Source organism: Psychrobacillus sp. NEAU-3TGS, from assembly GCF_029955155.1.
Classification (GTDB): domain Bacteria; phylum Bacillota; class Bacilli; order Bacillales_A; family Planococcaceae; genus Psychrobacillus.
On sequence record NZ_JAPNOZ010000006.1, the window covers coordinates 119610 to 139363 of the forward strand.

Sequence of the window (19754 nt, forward strand, 5' to 3'; positions counted from 1 at the left end):
ATGAAATGGACCATTCGAAAAAAGTTCTTTGTAGGGTTTTTCATTTTGTTTACGGTGGCTGCATTTCTATTTAACTTCGTATTGGCAAATATGCTTGAAAAGCATACGACAACTAACTTAGAATCAGATGTTACCACGTTACAATTTGCAACAAAACAATATACGAAACAATTCAAACAATTACATAAACAAGACGAAAGCTTTTTTATCGAAGATAGTTACACCATCGCAAATGAGCTTAGTAAAATCAATAACCAAAGTGTGGCTCTATATGATACAACTGGGCAGTTTCTGTATGAAGCTGCCCCCATTGACCAACCATTACTCATTGAACATCAACGGTATCAAACGGATGTAGAAAATGAGAGTAGTGATGAATTAATACAGGCATTTCAAAACAAATCTGCCTACACCATTCAACCCGTTGAAAATGGAACACTACTTTATTTTGCTTATCCGCTTTATATCGACGATACGTTTTATGGTGTCATTCGATTTACCGCTGATTATACAGATGTTTTTCAGCACAACGAGCGATTATTAAGGAGCTTTACCCTACTTACTATCTTATTATTTTTAGGTGTCTTTCTCATTTCTTTATTACTAACAAACCAGCTCACTAAACCACTTCATGACTTAACAAATGCAACTAAGCGAATGGCACAAGGTAATTATCAGCCCATTCCTATTATCAATCGAACGGATGAAATCGGCGAGCTTGCAAAGCATTTCAAGCTGATGCAACATGAAATTCAGCAACATGTCCAGACAATTGAACTGGAAAAAGAGAAGGTCATGTTATTAGAAGAAAAGCGCCAAACTTTTTTTAATAATGTAACCCATGAATTAAAAACTCCACTTACGACAATTTCAGGCTATGCACAAATTATTGGAGAAAAGGATTTTAATGATGTTACCTTTCTAATAAAAGCCACTCAAAAAATAAGAGGTGAAAGTGATCGTTTAAATGAAATGGTCACCCAATTACTTACATTATCGAAGTACCAGTCAAAGACTCAAAATAACATAACGGAAGTATTTGATCTGTATCCGCTTGTACAATCGATTGCTGAGGATATGCAAATGAAGTCAACACAGTACGATATGAGGATTGTGGTAAGTGGAGAGCCATTTATTGTACAAGGCTATCAAAATGAAATCAAACAGCTTTTTATCAATTTGATCGATAATGCTATTCGGCATGGTAAAGCGGGTCACGATATTGACATAGAGTTACATGATGAAATCCTAATAAAAAATGCATGCTTCCCTATCCCCCCGACTATTTTGGGACACATCTTCGAGCCTTTTGTTCATCAGAAAAAGGAAGGAAGTACAGGTTTAGGCTTATTTATTTGTGCTGATATAGTCGAACGTCATAAAGGAACCATTATATTTGAAGAAAAATTAGACCAGGCAGTTGTTAGTATAACATTTCCCCGTTTGCAACAATTTGACAACAAGTCACACAAAATTTGAAACAACCATTCCTTATGCTATGTATGCAAGCAACTAATAGGAGGAATAAAAAATGAAAAGAAAATGGCAAGGAATCGCAGTACTCACAATAAGCAGTCTTATCGCTACTGGATGCACGCTCAATGGAGACGCTAGCACTAAAACCGTAACCATTTCCGAAGATGTCAAATTAGAAAGTGCCTTAACGGATGGAAGTATTATCGCAAAACATGATGGTTCCATTCCTATTGATGTAAAAGTAAACTACCCAGGTTTCAAAGGAAATAACATATTTTACAATCAAAACAAAGCAACGTATCATCTTGATCTCAAGACAATGAAAAAAGAGAAAATAGCAGATAAACCATTCTACTTATTATCCGAGAACGGTAACCGAGCATTGTCTCTTGTGAACGAAGAGTTTTACGTACTAGATTTTCAAACGAATACGAAACAGTTCATTGGAACAGGTTCAGAAGAATATCTGACATACTTTGGTGACGAAGAAGGTTCAACAGTTATTCAAATCATTCATAAGAAAAGTGATATAGTTCTTGAGAAAACAAACCTTTCAACCAATCAAAAAACTTCATGGACAATCTCAGACATGTTTGAGTGGGATGGTTTATCCATTTCATCTTTCCAAACGAGTAGTAATGGGATATATATAGTAGGAAAATCATTAGAAGAAGGTTATGGATTTTATCATTTGACGGATAATAGGGAAATCGAACAATTATCACCATTAGAAAAAATAGATTCGATGGACCGCTATCACTTTTTAGACGAAGAAACAATTATCTTTAACGATATATACAACGGAAAATCTGGGATTTATACACTAAATCTAAAAACAGAACAAGTGACACAGCTTGTAGCAGGCGGCGAAGACGAGGAAGGTATTTGGGTACCATTTTATAAACTCTCACCCGATAAAAACAAAATTCTATTTGATGCACCTGTCCAAGTAGGTAAAGAATATAAAACAAATGTCTATGTAGCTGAGCTAATAAATGGAAAAGTTTCCAACCCATCCTTGATTATGCAAAATGCAGATTTATATGCTGTTATCTCTTACACAGGTTATTGGAGTCAGGATTCGAATACTGTCTTTATCAGTACGACTATTCCTGGAGAAGAAACGATCGATACTGTTGAGGTATTTCAAGTTCAATCAGATAAATAAAAAATAGAATAAGAAAAAGAATTCATCATTGCGATCGATGGATTCTTTTTCTATTTTATTAATTCTGAGTGTTGTTTATTTAATACTGCTTAAAAATTTCTTTCTACTCTCATGAGTAGCTAAATCAGCGTATCGTGTTGTAATTGGTAGTCGACTATTATTTTCTACAAAATGCAGGGTTATTATTATAGAAGTCTCTAAATCTATCCAGTTCCCACATGATATAAAAATTGGCTTTACATCCTTTCTCGTTCTTAATGCTGCTCCATATATTTCTCCATCAACTTTAATATATGTAAAACTTCCCGCTTCATTATTAGGCATGTAAAAATCTGTATCTTTTATTTTCAAATAACTTTTTGCAACGCCGATCGTGGGTTTATTTAAGTAAAAAGAAGCATGTGTGGCAATCCCCATCTTTCTGAAATGTAAATATCCATTTCCATCAAACATATAAAGGTCCGGTTTGCTTTGCAATTTTTTTACTGCTTCCTTCACTAACGGAAGTTCTCGAAAAGCTAAATACCCTGGAATATAGGGCACGTCTATTTGTCCACAAAATTCTACTTCTTCTACGATCTGTTTGGAGATATAATCGATTACTACAATACAACAAACCCCAAAATCGGCTTTCCCCTCTGTCCAATATGCAATATCAATTCCAGCTACCAAATGGATATCTGCTAATTGAAAATTGTTTTTTAATGAAATCTCCGGTATCCATTTTTCTTGTTCTACTTTAAATAGCTCTTCGCTTTTCAAACATTATTCACCTCTATATAATTCCAATCTTCTCCCCTATCACAATCTCCATATGGATTGATTCCATGATATGGGCCAACATACATAACTTCCCCATTTCGTATGATCCATTCCATCCCATGTTCCACTTCCCACGTGCAATTTAATTCTAAATCAATGACGGGTTCAGTCTTATTTTTAGGATTCGGAATACATATCGTGTTTGGTGTAATATGCGCTAAAACATCTGTCGGCTTAGAAAATTTGATCATCTCTTCACCGATATCTTCTAGAAATTCATTACAGTATCTAATAGATGCTTCACACAGTGAAACTATCAGTTCTTCACTTAAATTGTTTAAATAAGTTATACATATTTCTGCATATTCGAGATCAGAATCTTGATCTATATATAGCTTAATAGTTTGGTCAAATAATTCTAAATAGGCTTCTCCTTCTAATTCGGAATGGTCATTGGTTGTAAGGTTTTTAATCACTCCACTCGCTCCACCCTTCAAATTCAAGTTTATCTTATTCTACCATTGTCTTTATTCACTAGTTGATATAAAAGAAGAATCTGCTTGCGAAAATTTTCACAAAGTTGCGAAATATAAAAACGCCGTGATAAAATAAAATGAAATTAATTCCAGAATTAAGTAGGAGAAAATACCCTTTTAAAGTAAAAAGTCCTTTAACACGTATATTTCTTACCCAAAATGTAGTTGTTTTAAAAATTTCATAGTTGAGGAGCATTAAAGATGATAACGGAGAGCAGAGAGCAAACTATATTTGATCACGTTGGGAATAAAATAATTACAGATAGAGAGATTGATATAATCACGAGACTAGAAGAGCCATTGATCGTGATGTTAGGAAATGTGTTAAGTGACGAAGAGTGCGAGGAACTAATCAGATTGTCTAAAGACAAAATGAAGCGTTCAAAAATTGGAGCAACACGAGAAGTAAATGAACTAAGAACAAGCAGCAGTATGTTTATTGAAGAAAGTGAAAACGAAATAGTTGCGAGAGTCGAAAAAAGAATCTCTACTATTATGAATATACCCATTGAACACGGAGAAGGCCTTCAGATTCTTCGATATACGCCTGGTCAAGAGTATAAAGCTCACTACGATTTCTTTTCATCCACTAGTAAAATAGCAAACAATAATAGAATAAGTACACTCGTTATGTACTTGAATGATGTAGAAGAAGGCGGAGAAACCACTTTCCCTAAACTAAATTTTTCTGTATCTCCTAAAAAAGGTATGGCAGTTTATTTCGAGTATTTCTATAACGATCAAACTTTAAATGAGTTGACTTTACATGCTGGAACACCGGTTATCAATGGCGAGAAGTGGGTCGCAACGCAGTGGATGAGGAAGCAGAGAATACGGTGAGAAGAGTCTTTTAATTATAAATGTGGGATAGTTTTTGTATATGTGATTATTCCAAGTTAATAAATGCCTAGAACAGTAGAAGAGATTTCATCTGAGTACAATAAACAAGACCAATTGATGTTTGCACATCAATTGGTCTTGTTTATTGTAGGATTTCTTCAAGGGAATTGGCTATTGATATAAGTAACCCATCTGAGCTGTCAACTCAAGGATAGGTTAATTTTTTATGGTTCTTTGCGTTTGATCTAGGAATTAACATGAATGTTTATAGGTAAAGAAAATTTAAACGATCAAAAAAAAGAGCTGGAAATGGATTTCCAAGCTCATTAAATTATGTTTAGTTTTTTTATTATTGTTTGGAGATACTAGACTCAAATTCTATTCACATAAAGAAATTCAGCGATTGAATAAATGATGGATATAAAGGGTAGTCCAACAAAAATGAAAAACCAAAATAAATCCTTACGTGCTTCTTTTTTCATTTTTACATCAATCTCCAACTATTATCACTCCTTTTCTAAGTTCATTAAAATTTTCATTTCTAAGTTACCAAAAATAGTATTACAATTCAATTACATAAATATCAAATTTCTTATCGTTCTTGAAGGAAAGAACCTTAAGTGAAATATTTTTTAATCAACCAAAGTCATTACTTGAAGAACTTGGAATGTTTCAAACCAAGTAACTAAAACTAGGTACATTGATAAGAAACGAGTGATATATTCACCCTCCCTTTTTCTTAATCACAAATCCCCTATGATTATTCCAGCTCATTACCACCTCTATATCTATCTTCAATTAAAAAAGACATAGAGAGCTTTTAGTCTTCCTATGTCTTCATTCCTATTATTCTTGCTTTTTTTTCAAATACTCCGTACGTATTTTTTCAAGTTGATGCTTTTTATCAAATTTGGCAGGCTTGTGTTTTTCATGATACTTTGCCACAGCCATCTTGCTCTTAGTATCCAATTGATATTTCCCCATTTTGTTCACCTACTTTTCTTGTCTTTAAAGAGAATCTATTCAACAAATATAATATACCTTATTTTACTGAAGTAAACCTTTTTACTTTATCAGTATACTCCCTAACCTGGTTTTTACCGATGTCAGAAATAATTGGGAAGATTACTACTTTTATATTTGTTTGAATTAATGTAAATGTTTCTATCACAGGGTCAGAATTTAAAATGAAACTATTCGCCTCATCACAACGTAAATTTAAAGAATAAACGTATTCCAATAGAATAAGAGGTGATTGGATGAGACACGTATCCGCGTACAGCATGTTTTTGGGCATTTTAATCGTCGCTTTCAGTGGCAATTGGATTATTAACAACTACGATTTGGTATCCATTTATCCGAAAGCTTCCTATATTTTATTCGGGATTGGATTGGCAATTGTCGTTGTGACTTTTATAATGAATCGATTTTCTACGTACCATGAAGATACATATGTATATCGAAAGGATAATCGGGATGCTTTAAATAAGTGGCTTCAGGATAATCGACCATTCAGCAAATGGCTTATTGGCATTATCATTATCCCCCTGCTCTTCGCGCTATTTTATAGCTGGTCATTGTTTTTTCAGCTCTTTTCGCTGTATTTACTTTGTGGATTTGTTCTGGCAGGGTTTGTGTATATTTTAAGAGGCGATCGAGTAGAAGTAGAAGAGAATTGGGATTATAAAGGAAAAACGAAAATAATGTTGGAGCTGATCGATTATCGAAAGCATCCGTTCAACATTTCGCTTTTCCTCTTTATTCTAGTCATTGCAAGCTTTGTATTAAGCAAGCAATGGGACATTCCGTTGTATATGGAGACTAGTGGCAACCCGCGCTATGTTACTTCCTTGCCAAACAGTGCGGTTTTAATGTCCTGCCTTATGGTGGACAGTGCGTTTATTTATATTATCAGTCAAGGGGATTTCTTTGGTTTTCGAAAAGCCGAGCTTAGCTATGATAAAGTTATGTTCATTCATTTTGTGGAAATCTACTGTTGTGGTCCCGTGTTACTGATATGGTTATTCACCGTGATAAATGCTCTATATGTGCACTTTTGGTGAATTTCTGGATAAGAAAATGAGAAACCCATTTATTGCATAGTTTCTCCTATCGATTTAAATAGATTATTGATTTTTCCATGTATCCGAAACAAATTTGAATGTTAGTACACAGCAAAAGGTATTAGTAAAATAAAAAAGACCGAATGATGTTTGAGCATCAAACGGTCAAATATAAAATATTACTTACCTAATGAGGACAAGTAAACACGCTGTGCCGCACTTACTCCAGTTCCAGGTTCAAATGGATAAGAAAAATCTTGCAAACCTGCTTCGATAAGTGAAACTGCTTGAAGTATGTCGCTAGGGAAGCAATATCCCATATGTCCGAATCTGAACACCTTCCCTTGAAGAGGACCAAGACCACCAGCAAAATCAATGTGATACTTATTCTTTAAGTGGCTTAAAAAGTCTGCAAGATCCAATCCTTCTGGGGTCCGGATCGTCGTAATTGTTGGTGATGCATACTCATCACTTGTTAACAATTCAATGGATAGGGCCTTCATAGATTCCCGAACCATATTTTTCATGACTTCATGTCGTTCAACTGTTTTCGAAAATCCGCCTTCCTCTTCTATTAAATCGCATACAGCGGAAAGTCCCATAATAAGCGAAATCGCTGGAGTATTAGGGGTCATTCCTTTTTCTGCCCATTCACGGTAGCTTAATAAATTCAAATAATAGGCATTCGTTTGATTAGCTTCTATCACTTTCCATGCCCGTTCACTTACCGCTACAAAGGAAAGTCCCGGAGGAAGCATCATCGCTTTTTGAGAACCTGTTACCAAAATATCAATACCCCATTTGTCCATTTCAGCAGGGGCACCCCCAATACAACTCACTCCATCCACTATAAAAAGGGCATCCGAATGATCGCGTACTGCTTCTGCCAATTGCTCAATAGGATTTAAGATTCCTGTAGACGTTTCATTATAAGTGGCAAACACTGCCTTCACATTGGATAATGGCTTCAAAAAGTCAATCAGATCCTCCTTGGTGCAAGCTTCCCCCCACTCTTTTTCAAGTTTATGTACTTGCAAGCCATGCTTTTCACATATCGAAACGAAATAATCTCCAAATGCGCCTACTGTGATGATGACTACTTCATCTCCTGGCGAAACAGTGTTTACCACAGCTGCTTCTAATGCAGCTGTACCGCCAGAAGGAAGAAGCAAAATATCCTGCTTCGTCCCAAAGATAGGTTTCACACGTGCAGTAGTTTGTCGATAGAGTTTGACAAATTCTTCCGTACGATGACTAATCATATCCTGAGCCATTGCCAATTCCACTTTTTTAGGGATTGGAGTAGGTCCCGGATGTCTAAGAATATTACGATACATAGTTTTGATCTCCTTTATACTATTTTTGGGTGCATCCCTGTTCACATACAGCTTCAAAACTATTAAGAATCGTTTTGAAGTTATGTCTAACACAGGGGAATTTTCCCCTTTTCTTGCAAGGAAAACCCTTAACGATTTTAAAAGGACTCTATTATTTAATAAATTCCTTCTTTTTCATCTCTATACAATAAATTGCATATACTAGCTTTTATTCTGCCTTTAATCTCATTATACTAGACTCCTTGCAAATAGAAATTATTATGTCTCTACTGAATCGCTACTTAATAATGATTTTAGGGAACTAGTATACAAACTTATTATTCAGATTACATCTCATTATTATTTTACACATATACACGGTTATTTTCTAATTTTTCAATCTCAGTTATGTATAATACATCAGATTTTAAGAAACATTCCCGTCAGTTTAAGTACGAGCTAATCAGAGAAAATAGAAATAATGCACATAAACAAACTCCATGTAAGATAACAAATTTAGGGGAGCACCAATTTTATTTCTTGTTTTCAAATTCCCTGAATGGAAAAATTGGATCTTTTAGATGAAACTCATAAGTAGATTCGTCTACCATACCTACAGTTTTGTTGCTATCATAAAGCTTTAACATAAATCTAGCCATTTCTTCTGATGTATGAAACTTAGGAAATTGTCCTTCATATTGAAACTCGTCTAAATCCAAAGTACTTAGTTCAAATTATGTTTGTGTAATGGCTGGGGCTCGAACCTTCGACTGCATTTTTGATCCTTTACTTTTTAACTCTCCGGTAAGACCTTCTGTGAACGCACTTACGTAGAACTTTGTTGCGGAATAGGTCACAAAATCAGAAATCATTATATAGCCGCCTGCTGAAGAGACATTAATAATCTGTGTCCCTTCCACATTTTCATAATCTCTCACAAACTATGAAGACAGAATGGTTACTGCTTCGATATTTACATGTAGCATGGATGCAACTTTATTTAAGTTCTGTTCTTTTACAGAAGCAAAATTACCAAAACCAGCATTGTTGATCCATGTCTCTAACTCATTCGAGTGCAGCGAAAAAATTTTTAGATCAACTTCGAAGCAATATTGATATATACAACTCAAAAAATAATTAGTTATGTTAGGAGTTCTAAATCTTCCATCACCAATCTATAAATTTAGAACTCACCTATCCTTTTGCCATGAATACTTTTCAATCAATTTAAAACTGATAGAGGGATGCGGTATAATTTGTCGTCACTTTCCTCTGGATTTCCACGTCCATCCGAATTATTACTAATGAAATAAAGGTAATTATCGTCTATTAGCACATCTCGGATTCTGCCTAGGCCTGTTATTACTTCACGCTTTTCTCCTGATTCAAGGTCAAACTCTATAACGGCAGTCCCTCTTAATGCGGCAACGTACAATTTTCCATTATAATTATCCATTCCAGAAGGTGCCCAGGTTGAATTATCTCCAGAAGTGAATAGAGGTGAAACCATTTCTTCCTGTTCTTCGTGCCCTTCTATAATTGGCCATCCGTAATTTTTACCAGGCTCTATTCTATTTATTTCATCATTTGCGTTGTTTCCGTGCTCACTGGCATATAGCATTCCATCAGGCAACCACGTAATTCCTTGTGGATTTCGGTGACCATAGCTATAGACGTATGAATCCGAAAACGGATTATCCTTTGGAATTGACCCATCTAAATTCATTCTTAAAATTTTACCGCCTAACGACTGGAGATCTTGTGCTATTTTTGAATCAGCAGCATCACCGGCGGTTGCATAGAGTTTGCCATCTGGACCTATTTTAAGCCTTCCTCCATGATGATAGGAGCCACTTGGGATCTTATCAAGAAGCACCCCTTCTTCCCTCCACACGTTATCTTCCAAGTGAAGTGTTATTATACGATTAAATTGCCCCAAACTGTCTACATACGTGTAATAAGCAAAAGCTAGATTCGACTCCTGAAAGTCAGGAGTAAGTACAAATCCTAATAGTCCGGCTTCCGAAGCTGTCGCAAGGTCTTTCTCAAGTTCTACACTTTGCCTCTCCATTTTTCCATTTTCTATTTTCACAATGGACCCAGTTCTTTCAGTCAAATAGTAAGTATTGTTATTTTTTTCAATTGACCAAGGAACATCGAGATTTTCGGCAACCACTTCTATTTCACCATGTTCTTGCTGACTGGGTGTAGTGTCTTGCTCGTTACTGTAAAATACAGTTTCTTTTTGACTATTAGAGGAACATCCAACTAATAAGATCATTACCATAAATACACTTACAATTTTTTTCAACGCTTATCACCTTTCCTTCTATAAAAAAGGTGTCCCAAAAGCCGGGCTTTTAAGACACCTTAAAGAATTTTGCAGAAAAATATTGTTTCGATTATCACTTATACAATTCACATTGTACTAATGTCAATCACGAATCGATACTTCACATCTGAAGCGAGTACTCGTTCGTATGCTTCGTCAATTTGATTGGCAGAAATCACTTCAATTTTAGGAGCAATATTGTGTTTTGCACAAAAATCTAACATTTCCTGTGTCTCACGTATTCCGCCAATCATTGATCCTGCAAATGAACGGCGATGACCGATTAAGTTTATCACGTTTAGTGAAAGTGGTTCTGCAGGAGCACCAACGTTTACCAATGTGCCATCAAGCGTGAGTAGTCCTAGATATGCATTCAAGTCAATATTTGCACTTACCGTATTAATGATTAAGTCAAAGTTTCCTGCAAGTTTCTCAAATGTTTCTGGGTCACTTGTTGCATAGTAATTGTCTGCTCCTAACTTCAGGCCATCATCCTTTTTCTTCAAGGTTTGCGACAAAACAGTGACTTCAGTACCCATGGCATGTGCAATTTGAACAGCCATATGTCCAAGACCGCCCAAACCTACAATCGCTATCTTCTTACCAGGTCCCGCTCCCCAATGGTTTAGTGGAGAATAGGTTGTAATTCCTGCACACAGCAATGGTGCTGCAACGTCAAAATCGATATTATCAGGGATTCTGAGTACGAAATCTTCCGGTACTACAATATGGGTAGAATACCCCCCTTGAGTAGGCTCCCCGTATTTATCGACCCCAGCGTAAGTATCGACTTTCCCTTTTAGACAGTATTGTTCTTCTCCATTTCGGCAGTTCTTACACTCGCCACAGGAACCAACCATACAGCCGACACCCACTCGGTCTCCTACCTTATATTTTGTAACATTAGGTCCAACTTCTGTGACAACACCCGCTATCTCATGTCCTGGAACGAGTGGATAATGGACTGGCCCCCACTCTCCGTGGGCAGTATGGATGTCGGAATGACAGATACCTGCATATTTAATCTCAATCAGAACATCTTGTGAATCTAAATTACGTCTTTTGATTTCGGCAGGTCGAAACGGTTTGTCTGGACCATCTACCGCACGCGCTTTAGCTATTACCATTTGTCTACCCCTCCAATAATACGATTCTTTAAGAGAACTTTCTTATATTTTCTCTTTCAAAATTAGGATAAACCTTATAGTTAACTCTAAGTCAAGGCATCAGTTTAGAACATAAATCAAAACTTTAAAACAGTTGAGTCGTACTTTTTACAATCAGCATTTAACATGATAGAATCATGTCAATTCATAGAGTTAGCTCTAAGTCTACTTAAAAAGGAGATAAACAACGATGAAATATTCTATCGGAGAAGTTGCAAAAAAATTAAATCTCACAGCATATACTTTACGTTACTACGACAAGGAAGGACTAATTCCTTTTGTAGAAAGAACACCTAACGGGATACGAATGTTTAAAGAATCTGATCTAGATGCTTTAAAAGTAATAGAATGTCTAAAATCTACAGGGATGCCTATTAAAGAGATTAAAAATTTCATTGATTGGTGCTCGGAGGGGGATGCATCATTGCAACAACGATATGACTTGTTTATGGAACGCAAAGCTACTGTTTTTGCACAGATGGAAGAACTTGAAAAAACAATGGAACTCATCGAACACAAATGCAACTATTACAAGACCGCATTGGATGCTGGAACGGAAGAAATTCATAAAAACAATAAAATAGAGGGCTTTTAATTAGCGGATTTTCTTGTCCATAATCCCTTTAGATTGTGGACAAACAGGCACTTCTTTAGTGAGACGCTTGAAATTTAAGTTGCACAGGGGTACTTCCCCTTGTCTGAAGGCATATTGAAAGGCCAGCCAACCTCACTCTCTTTTCTGCTTATCAATAAAACCAGCTACTTCAGTCACAAATCAATCGATCAACATAAATTGCCTAACACCTGTCCATCTTCACTTATTTCTCCAATTCTTTATCCTTCTATGGCTAACCTCCATATCTATTTTACTAACAGAACAATTTATAGAATAAAGAATAAATTTCCAAACAATAGACAATTACTAGTGTATATTGGAGGGATAAATTATGATAATAATAAAAAAAAGTGATGACAAAATAATTTATTGTTACTGCTGTCGGAAAAGGACCTTATTTATACGTAGAGATATGCAAAATAATAGTGGTGTCGAGAGTCATTGTAGTGAATGCTCATTAATTTGGTTTGAATGGCAAAATCGAGCGGTAGAGCGAGAAAAAGAGAAGTGGATTGAATTTAATGGAGGAATAGTCAATAAAACGAAAGATTACATTCAAATTTTTAAACAGTAACAGCCTTTATTTCAGTGATCCTAGCAAGAATAGTCCTTATTGAATAATTGGACAAAAAACTATTGGTAATAAGGACTTCTTCACTTCTTAAACAATTACATCCAACTGTTTAGGATTTGATATTATATTAATGGTAATTTAGTATTGATACGGTTAACCGCTATAAAGAACAATGCAATCTTCATAGGAAACTATAAATAAACTTAGAGACCAAGTAACGATAATCTTGTCATATTATTTCGGGGCACGCTATATAAAGCAACGCGTTGACAAAAAGAAAGATATACTTTTAATGCAGGAAGATTAATAAATTGAAAAGAAATGAGGATTCCGACATGTGGGATTTACTTGCACAAATGCTGTCAAGAATGACACTAATCATCACGATTGCTTTCCTCATAACACGTCTGCGCACTTTTAGACAGATGATTTATCGAGATTTAAATATGAAAGACAGCTTTATAATGATTCTACTCTTTGGTTTATTTGGTGTAATCGGAAATTATACAGCTATAGTTGTCAATCCGGAAGCTCATATGATTTCCAGCTTGTGGAACCCTGCTCTTCAGATGGACAATGCTATTGCAGATACACGTAATATCGGCATCATCATAGGTGGATTGGTCGGCGGTCCAGTAGTTGGGCTTGGATCGGCATTGATTGCAGGTGGCCATCGTTTAATAATGGGTGGATTTATTGGAGATGCCACTTTCATTGCTACGCTTATTGGTGGTGGATTGGCAGGACTGTTTGGACGGAAATTGCGAGTCTTTGGCTTAATACGTCCTTTGCCAATGTTTTTAAGCGGGCTTTTGATCCTTATCATTCAAATTCTGCTTATCCCTTTGATTGCTTCTCAGCACAGTACCGCTTTTCATTTAATCAGTTATACTGGGGTACCTATTATCGTCATTAATGGCATAGGAATCTGGATTTGTGCAATCGTTTTTAATAGCGTTATTCAGGATGAGGAACATACACGCGCCAGCCAAACGGCAACGGCACTCTCGATTGCAAATCAGACGCTGACACTTTTTCGCCAAGGATTAAACGAATCCTCTGCAAGAAAAGCTACCAAGATCATCCAGCAGTTAACAAACGTTGATGATGTGGCAATCACACGGGGCATTAGGGAGCTTGCACATACTGGCGGACCTAGCAGCCAATCGGAAATAAAATATAGAGAGCTCGTATTTAAAACCGGTAAAATCGAAAGCGCCCACTCCCCGGAGTATGAGTTTATTATTTTTCCATTAATCGTTAAAGATAAAACGATTGGGACATTAACATTTTACTTTAACCATCCATTTCACGTCACATCGGTAGATCGGGAAATGGCAGAAGGGCTCAGTAATTTATTTTCTAGCCAATTGGAGTTAGGCGAGGTTGAACGTTATAATCACTTGTTGCAGGATGCTGAAGTAAAAGCGCTTCATGCCCAGATTCACCCGCACTTTTTGTTCAACGCTTTAAATACAATTGTAGCACTATGCCGCATGGATCCATTGCTAGCGCGACAATTGTTGCTCCATTTATCGACCTTTTTAAGGAACAATTTAAGAGGACTTACAAATCGTCTTGTTCGTGTGGAAAAAGAGTTGGAAAATGTCCATGCTTATTTCGCATTAGAAAACGCCCGGTTTCCGGATAAGTTTGAGCTCACAATTGAAATGCAATCCCATCTAAATAATGCGCTTATACCACCTTTCTTACTGCAACCGCTTGTTGAAAATGCTATTACACATGGAGAATTAAAAGACTTAGGCGGAATCGGAAAAATCCGCATTGATATTAAACAAGAAGAAGCAAAACTGCTATTAACCGTTACAGATAACGGAATTGGCGTACCGTCGGAAAGGCTCGCGGATTTAGGTCAGCGTGTTGTCAATTCAACGAAAAACGGTAGCGGATCTGCCCTATTCAATATTAAAGAGCGCTTAACTGCCCTATTTAGCCAAGACGCCACATTTAAAATGGAAAGTAAGCAGGGACAAGGAACAACAATTTTTATCACATTACCGATACACTTTTAATAGGAGATAGATGGATATGCTACAAGCTTTTATCGTAGAGGATGAACAATTTGCACGAGAAGAATTAAAGTATTTATTAACCGAGACAGGCGATATAGAAATTATCGGTGATTCGGAAACGATGCATGAGGCGCTATGGGATATTAATGATCTTCAACCGGATGTTGTGTTTCTGGATATCGAGCTTGCCAAAGGAAATGGACTGGAACTGGCGAAACAATTTATACATATGAAAAAGCAGCCAATGATCGTATTTGCAACTGCTTACGATGAATACGCGCTTGAGGCATTCAATCTCGATGCTGTTGATTACATTGTCAAACCGATTGATGAAAAAAGACTGCGTAAAACCGTAGACAAATTACTAACACACGCTCAGCTCCATAGTGATCAGCAAATGCAAAAAAGTACACAGCCGCAAGGAACAAAAACAATTCCGGCAAAAGACGGAGATAGAATGATTATTGTTCAAGCAGATGAGATTTACTATATCGGAACAGAAAACCGCCAAACCTTTATTAAAACCGCACAGCACAAATATGAATCGGATTTGTTGCTTTATCAATTGATAGAAAAACTTGGTGAAGACTTTTTGCAAGTGCATCGAGGATACATTGTCAATGTCAAGTATGTTACTGCCATGGAACCATGGTTTAACCGCGCTTATAATTTATTTTGAAAGACGGTTCAAAAGTACCCGTCAGCCGCTCCTTCGCCAAAAACGTGATGCAAAAATTAGGATTTAAATGAGCGACTTTTACTTTGCCAAAAACGAGAAGTAGGCTAATCAATATTTGATTAACCTACTTCCAGTAACACACTATAAAAAATAGCACCCATATGCATGGATGCTATTTTTTACAATTATTATGACCAGCCAATTAACTGGGCAATGACAAGTACTACAATAGAAATTCCAGCCCATATTAGGAATAATGGATAGAAGAAACGAATCCACGTTTGCCACTTCACACCTGCAATCGCTAAAGCTGCCATGAAATATCCGCTTGTCGGGTAGAAAATATGTGTAAACCCATCTCCAAGCTGATAAGCAAGAACAGCAGTTTGTCTTGTCACTCCAACCATGTCTGCAAGCGGTGCCATAATTGGCATTGTTACTAGTGCTTGTCCACTACCGGATGAAATAACAAAGTTAATAAGTACTTGCACAACATACATACCAACTGCTGCTAATGCTGGCGGCAAATCACCAACGACTGCACCAAGTGCATGGACAATCGTATCCATAATGTTACCGTCCTCTAATACAACAGCGACCGCACGGGCCAGTCCAACGATGAACGCCCCCATTAAGACGTCTTTAAAACCTTGATTAAATGCTTCGCAAATATCGCCAACTTTAAGACCTGAAATGATCCCTACGACAATTCCCATAATGATAAAGAGTCCTGCCATTTCAACCATAAACCAGCCTCTTGAAATAACTCCGTATACAAGGATGGCAAAGAATACTAGGGCTACAATTGCTGCCCACTTTTGTCTTCCTGTTGCAGGAATAGCTTCAGCTTTTCCCACATTGTTATACAATGAACGTTTTTCCATATCATCTTCATACACAAAACTATGCGTCGGATTTTGTTTGATTTTCTTTGCATATCGCATAATGAATAAAACTGCTGCCGTAACCGCTATGATAAATACGATTAAGCGTAATCCAAGCCCTGAGAAAACCGGCAGTCCAGATAACTTCTGTCCAAGCCCTGTGTTAATCGGATTTAATACTCCTGCTGTAAATCCAACAACTGTCCCACAAAGTGCAATGGCTGCAGCTGTTATCGAATCGTAGCCAAGTGCAATAATTAGCGGCATAATTACCGGAATATAAACGAGTGATAATTCAGCTGTTCCAATCAATGTTGCGATCAATGCGAATACTGTTGTTAAAACAGGGATGAGCATAATACTTTTATGCGCAAATTTCCTTGCGAGTTTATCAACTGCAATTTCAATAATTCCCGTACGTCTAAGTACCATAAACATTCCACCAATGATAAACGTGAAGAATACAACTTCTCCCGCATCAATCAATCCTCGAGGAATAACCGTTATAAAGTCCTGAATACCTACTGGTGTCTGATCAACATATTGAAAGGAATTCGGATCGATAGTCGTTCTGCCATCTGGTCCTGGTACACGTTCAAACTCCCCCGCTGGGATAAAATATGTTGTCAATGCCGCTAACGCACTAAAGACAAATAAAATAACATAGATATGCGGCATCTCAAATTTCTTCTTTTTCTTTTCTGGCTGCTGTTCTTCTTTATTCAGCTGCTGTGTATTTCGCACGATGACCCCTCCGAAAATGTGAATTATATGACCAAATAAATGCAAACAATTTGGGATACAAAACACATTATAATCGGGGAATTATTGCCTCGGCTGTTTTTATAACCAAGTGTCCATATGTAGAACAAAAGGTACATCATTTGTAACGAAAAGTACAATTTTGGGGATTGAATTCACATAAACTACATAATTTTCATATATCATTTTCATTAAAGACGTTTTAGATTCGTTACGGATTGTAGTTAAAAATGGCAAAAATATACCTCTTCCCCCCACTTAGGTTAATCACTATTTATTGAGGGTATACTACCACCATCTAGGACCGATTAACTTCAATTTAGTAGGGTGGTCAAGTTATGAAAAATAGTTGGAAGATTTTCAAGACGGACATTCAAAATATAAGTAAAAATTGGGTGGCTGCCATTCTTATAGGAGGACTAGTTTTCCTGCCATCTTTATATGCATGGCTTAATATTTATGCTTCTTGGGATCCATATTCTCAAACGGATCAGCTTCCTGTTGCCGTTGTAAATGAGGATGTAGGGGCAGAAGTACGGGGAGAACAACTAAACGTTGGAAATGAACTGATTGATACATTGAAAAATAATGAAGACATGAAATGGTCTTTTACTTCTCGAAAAATGGCTATGGAAAAAGTGGAATATGGTGATTATTTTGCCGTCATCATTATTCCTAAAAACTTTTCCGAAAAGCTAGCTTCCGTCGTTTCGGATAACCCTCAGAAGGCGGATATCGAATACTATGTAAATGAAAAAATAAACTCCATTGCGCCCAAAATAACGGAAAAAGGTGCCACGGTTATTGTTCAAAAAGTTAGCAGTCAATTCATCTCCAGTGTGAATGGAGTCATTTTTGACCTCTTTAATGATTTAGGGATTGAAATAGAAAGAGACCTGCCAGATATTCAAAACTTCGAAAACTATGTATTCAAAATGGAACAAGACTTGCCCGCCATTCACAATTTGCTAACCGGTGCTCAAAAAGATGCCTCTTCCGCACAGAAAATTATCACTCAAGCTACTTCCATGTTACCACGTGCCGAACAAATAACGACTGAAGGTTTGGGTTCCATCGAAAGAACGATAGATTTCTTGACGAAAGCGCAAAATCGCTTAAATGAACTGGCTCCTCAAGTGGAGAATGATTTGGAAAAAGTATCAAAGATTTCAAACAATACAAATGAATTTCTGCAAAGCGTTCAAAATGTCCAACTGGATTTTACAGAATTGGACCGAGTAAAAGAGGATCTCGACAACAAGATGACCTCCAATATCCAAACAGTCGACGCGATTAGTAAGGACCTTAATTGGTTAAAGGAAGTATCTAATAGCTCAAACGACTCAGGTGCGGAAGCAAACAACGAAGAACAAACAAAGCTAGATGATGCCATTGATAAAACGAACGAACTAAAAGCTTTTTTAAAAGAAGCGCAAACAAATACCCGAACCATCGATACACTTGTAAAAGATAAAGAACAACAATTCCAAACAACATTGAATGATCTACAACAAATAGCTCAGAATACATCCGTCCAATTGGATGCCTTTATAAACGAATACAAAAACACGATTGAACCAACTGTTCTTTCCGAAGTAGCCAAAGCAAAAAAGACGCTAGGAAATGCGAAAGAAATGCTGACCAGTATACAGTCAACTTTACCGGAAGTCGCAAGTACTCTAAATAGCGCAGATGCCCATATTAAAGAAGGAAAAACAACACTAGATCAAGCATTGGCACAATACCCATATATACATGATAAAGTGAACCAGTTAGCAGATAGGATACGAAAAGTTCAAGGGGAAACGAATATCACTGAAATAATCCAGTTACTCCGCAATGATCCACAAGCGGAACGTAGCTTCTTCGAAGAGCCAATCGTCTTGAATGAAAACAAACTCTTCCCTATCGCAAACTATGGAACAGGCATGACTCCTTTTTATACAGTTCTTGCTATCTGGGTCGGTTGTTTGCTGCTTATATCACTTCTTGCTACAGATGCCAATCATGAAATGAATGTAAGTGCACGTAGTGTATATTTCGGTAGATTGTTTACTTTCACAGCCATTGGTCTACTCCAAGCATTGATAGTAACAATAGGCGACATTGTTCTATTAGGTGTGGATGTCAAAGATTCTTTATGGTTTATATTATTTGGATTTATTATTAGTTTCGTTTTCATGTCCATTGTTTACACGCTCGTTTCCGTATTTGGCGATGTAGGAAAAGCGCTGGCCATTATTATGCTAGTCCTGCAGATTGCAGGGGCAGGCGGAACCTATCCAGTCGTTCTTTTACCAGAATTTTTTCAAACGATTAACCCTGCACTCCCTTTTACGTATGCAGTAGATCTTATGCGAGAAGCTGTAGGAGGGATCGTTTGGCAAAGAGCAATACGAGATGCTTCCTTCCTGTTGCTCTTCAGCTTAGTATTTTTACTATTCGGCACCTTCTTAAAAGAAAAGATAAACCGAAAAACAAAACTAATGCTTAAAAAGTCGCGAGAATCTGGATTGTTTCATTGAAGTTTGTAGTCACATTAAAGAA

18 protein-coding genes and 1 pseudogene are annotated in these 19754 nt (G+C 36.7%); 9 read left to right on the forward strand and 10 right to left on the reverse strand.

The annotated features are described in order from the left end of the window. Complete coding sequence (locus tag OR571_RS05360; protein ID WP_282241836.1) at nt 1-1479, forward strand: sensor histidine kinase; 1479 nt, start codon at nt 1-3, stop codon at nt 1477-1479. A 52-nt stretch (nt 1480-1531) separates the two neighbouring features. Further along, a complete protein-coding gene (locus OR571_RS05365) occupies nt 1532-2644 on the forward strand; it encodes a TolB-like translocation protein (protein ID WP_282241838.1) in 1113 nt (370 codons plus the stop codon). 75 nt (nt 2645-2719) lie between these two features. On the opposite strand, the gene OR571_RS05370 is transcribed toward OR571_RS05365, so the two are convergent. Continuing rightward, nucleotides 2720-3406: an endonuclease V gene (locus tag OR571_RS05370; protein ID WP_282241840.1), complete on the reverse strand. Its 687-nt coding sequence runs from the start codon at nt 3404-3406 to the stop codon at nt 2720-2722. Further along, complete coding sequence (locus OR571_RS05375; protein WP_282241842.1) at nt 3403-3882, reverse strand: DUF6985 domain-containing protein; 480 nt, start codon at nt 3880-3882, stop codon at nt 3403-3405. The genes OR571_RS05370 and OR571_RS05375 overlap by 4 nt, the downstream gene beginning before the upstream one ends. Before the next feature lie 261 nt (nt 3883-4143). Here OR571_RS05375 and OR571_RS05380 point away from each other — a divergent pair, with 261 nt between their 5' ends. After that, nucleotides 4144-4782, forward strand: a complete 639-nt coding sequence (locus OR571_RS05380) for a 2OG-Fe(II) oxygenase (RefSeq protein WP_282241844.1) — start codon at nt 4144-4146, stop codon at nt 4780-4782. Between the two features lie 371 nt (nt 4783-5153). Here the strand turns inward: OR571_RS05380 and OR571_RS05385 are convergent, their stop codons facing one another. Together OR571_RS05385 and OR571_RS05390 are read right to left on the reverse strand one after the other, a co-directional pair. Next, nucleotides 5154-5282: a hypothetical protein gene (locus OR571_RS05385; protein ID WP_282241846.1), complete on the reverse strand. Its 129-nt coding sequence runs from the start codon at nt 5280-5282 to the stop codon at nt 5154-5156. A gap of 346 nt (nt 5283-5628) precedes the next feature. After that, nucleotides 5629-5766 carry a hypothetical protein gene (locus tag OR571_RS05390; protein ID WP_282241848.1) on the reverse strand — a complete coding sequence of 46 codons (138 nt, stop codon included), beginning with the start codon at nt 5764-5766 and terminating at the stop codon, nt 5629-5631. 275 nt (nt 5767-6041) lie between these two features. Here OR571_RS05390 and OR571_RS05395 point away from each other — a divergent pair, with 275 nt between their 5' ends. Further along, nucleotides 6042-6845: a nucleotidyltransferase gene (locus tag OR571_RS05395; RefSeq protein ID WP_282241850.1), complete on the forward strand. Its 804-nt coding sequence runs from the start codon at nt 6042-6044 to the stop codon at nt 6843-6845. A gap of 179 nt (nt 6846-7024) precedes the next feature. On the opposite strand, the gene OR571_RS05400 is transcribed toward OR571_RS05395, so the two are convergent. From OR571_RS05400 to OR571_RS05415, 4 genes and pseudogenes are all read right to left on the reverse strand, one after another. Then, complete coding sequence (locus OR571_RS05400; RefSeq protein WP_282241851.1) at nt 7025-8182, reverse strand: pyridoxal-phosphate-dependent aminotransferase family protein; 1158 nt, start codon at nt 8180-8182, stop codon at nt 7025-7027. 512 nt (nt 8183-8694) lie between these two features. Beyond that, a pseudogene (locus OR571_RS05405) lies at nt 8695-9225 on the reverse strand (SDR family NAD(P)-dependent oxidoreductase); the annotation flags it as partial. Nucleotides 9226-9383: 158 nt separating this feature from the next. Beyond that, a complete protein-coding gene (locus tag OR571_RS05410; protein ID WP_282241853.1) occupies nt 9384-10472 on the reverse strand; it encodes a PQQ-dependent sugar dehydrogenase in 1089 nt (362 codons plus the stop codon). Between the two features lie 107 nt (nt 10473-10579). Next, nucleotides 10580-11620, reverse strand: a complete 1041-nt coding sequence (locus OR571_RS05415) for an NAD(P)-dependent alcohol dehydrogenase (protein ID WP_282241855.1) — start codon at nt 11618-11620, stop codon at nt 10580-10582. Nucleotides 11621-11849: 229 nt separating this feature from the next. On the opposite strand from OR571_RS05415, the gene OR571_RS05420 reads away from it, so the two are divergent. The 4 genes from OR571_RS05420 (at nt 11850) to OR571_RS05435 (ending at nt 15561) form a co-directional block, all read left to right on the forward strand. Next, nucleotides 11850-12254, forward strand: coding sequence for a MerR family transcriptional regulator (locus OR571_RS05420; protein WP_282241857.1), 405 nt, complete (start codon nt 11850-11852; stop codon nt 12252-12254). Nucleotides 12255-12687: 433 nt separating this feature from the next. Continuing rightward, nucleotides 12688-12849, forward strand: a complete 162-nt coding sequence (locus tag OR571_RS05425; RefSeq protein ID WP_282241859.1) for a hypothetical protein — start codon at nt 12688-12690, stop codon at nt 12847-12849. 311 nt (nt 12850-13160) lie between these two features. Further along, complete coding sequence (locus OR571_RS05430) at nt 13161-14882, forward strand: LytS/YhcK type 5TM receptor domain-containing protein (protein ID WP_282241861.1); 1722 nt, start codon at nt 13161-13163, stop codon at nt 14880-14882. Between the two features lie 16 nt (nt 14883-14898). After that, nucleotides 14899-15561: a LytR/AlgR family response regulator transcription factor gene (locus OR571_RS05435; protein ID WP_282241863.1), complete on the forward strand. Its 663-nt coding sequence runs from the start codon at nt 14899-14901 to the stop codon at nt 15559-15561. Nucleotides 15562-15749: 188 nt separating this feature from the next. On the opposite strand, the gene OR571_RS05440 is transcribed toward OR571_RS05435, so the two are convergent. After that, entirely contained in the window at nt 15750-17123 is a 1374-nt protein-coding gene (locus OR571_RS05440; RefSeq protein WP_282242064.1) for a YfcC family protein, read from the reverse strand. Nucleotides 17124-17288: 165 nt separating this feature from the next. Next, nucleotides 17289-17444, reverse strand: coding sequence for a hypothetical protein (locus OR571_RS05445; RefSeq protein WP_282241865.1), 156 nt, complete (start codon nt 17442-17444; stop codon nt 17289-17291). A 101-nt stretch (nt 17445-17545) separates the two neighbouring features. Here OR571_RS05445 and OR571_RS05450 point away from each other — a divergent pair, with 101 nt between their 5' ends. Then, nucleotides 17546-19732 carry a YhgE/Pip domain-containing protein gene (locus tag OR571_RS05450; RefSeq protein WP_282241869.1) on the forward strand — a complete coding sequence of 729 codons (2187 nt, stop codon included), beginning with the start codon at nt 17546-17548 and terminating at the stop codon, nt 19730-19732. Nucleotides 19733-19754 lie beyond the last annotated feature (22 nt).

Excerpts from the sequence above, each read along its gene's own strand:
- OR571_RS05360 (WP_282241836.1), top strand. The coding sequence starts at position 1 with ATGAAATGGACCATTCGAAAAAAGTTCTTTGTAGGGTTTTTCATTTTG.
- OR571_RS05365 (WP_282241838.1), top strand. The coding sequence starts at position 1,532 with ATGAAAAGAAAATGGCAAGGAATCGCAGTACTCACAATAAGCAGTCTT.
- OR571_RS05380 (WP_282241844.1), top strand. The coding sequence starts at position 4,144 with ATGATAACGGAGAGCAGAGAGCAAACTATATTTGATCACGTTGGGAAT.
- OR571_RS05390 (WP_282241848.1), bottom strand. The coding sequence starts at position 5,766 with ATGGGGAAATATCAATTGGATACTAAGAGCAAGATGGCTGTGGCAAAG.
- OR571_RS05395 (WP_282241850.1), top strand. The coding sequence starts at position 6,042 with ATGAGACACGTATCCGCGTACAGCATGTTTTTGGGCATTTTAATCGTC.
- OR571_RS05400 (WP_282241851.1), bottom strand. The coding sequence starts at position 8,182 with ATGTATCGTAATATTCTTAGACATCCGGGACCTACTCCAATCCCTAAA.
- OR571_RS05415 (WP_282241855.1), bottom strand. The coding sequence starts at position 11,620 with ATGGTAATAGCTAAAGCGCGTGCGGTAGATGGTCCAGACAAACCGTTT.
- OR571_RS05420 (WP_282241857.1), top strand. The coding sequence starts at position 11,850 with ATGAAATATTCTATCGGAGAAGTTGCAAAAAAATTAAATCTCACAGCA.
- OR571_RS05425 (WP_282241859.1), top strand. The coding sequence starts at position 12,688 with ATGCAAAATAATAGTGGTGTCGAGAGTCATTGTAGTGAATGCTCATTA.
- OR571_RS05435 (WP_282241863.1), top strand. The coding sequence starts at position 14,899 with ATGCTACAAGCTTTTATCGTAGAGGATGAACAATTTGCACGAGAAGAA.
- OR571_RS05440 (WP_282242064.1), bottom strand. The coding sequence starts at position 17,123 with ATGCCGCATATCTATGTTATTTTATTTGTCTTTAGTGCGTTAGCGGCA.
- OR571_RS05450 (WP_282241869.1), top strand. The coding sequence starts at position 17,546 with ATGAAAAATAGTTGGAAGATTTTCAAGACGGACATTCAAAATATAAGT.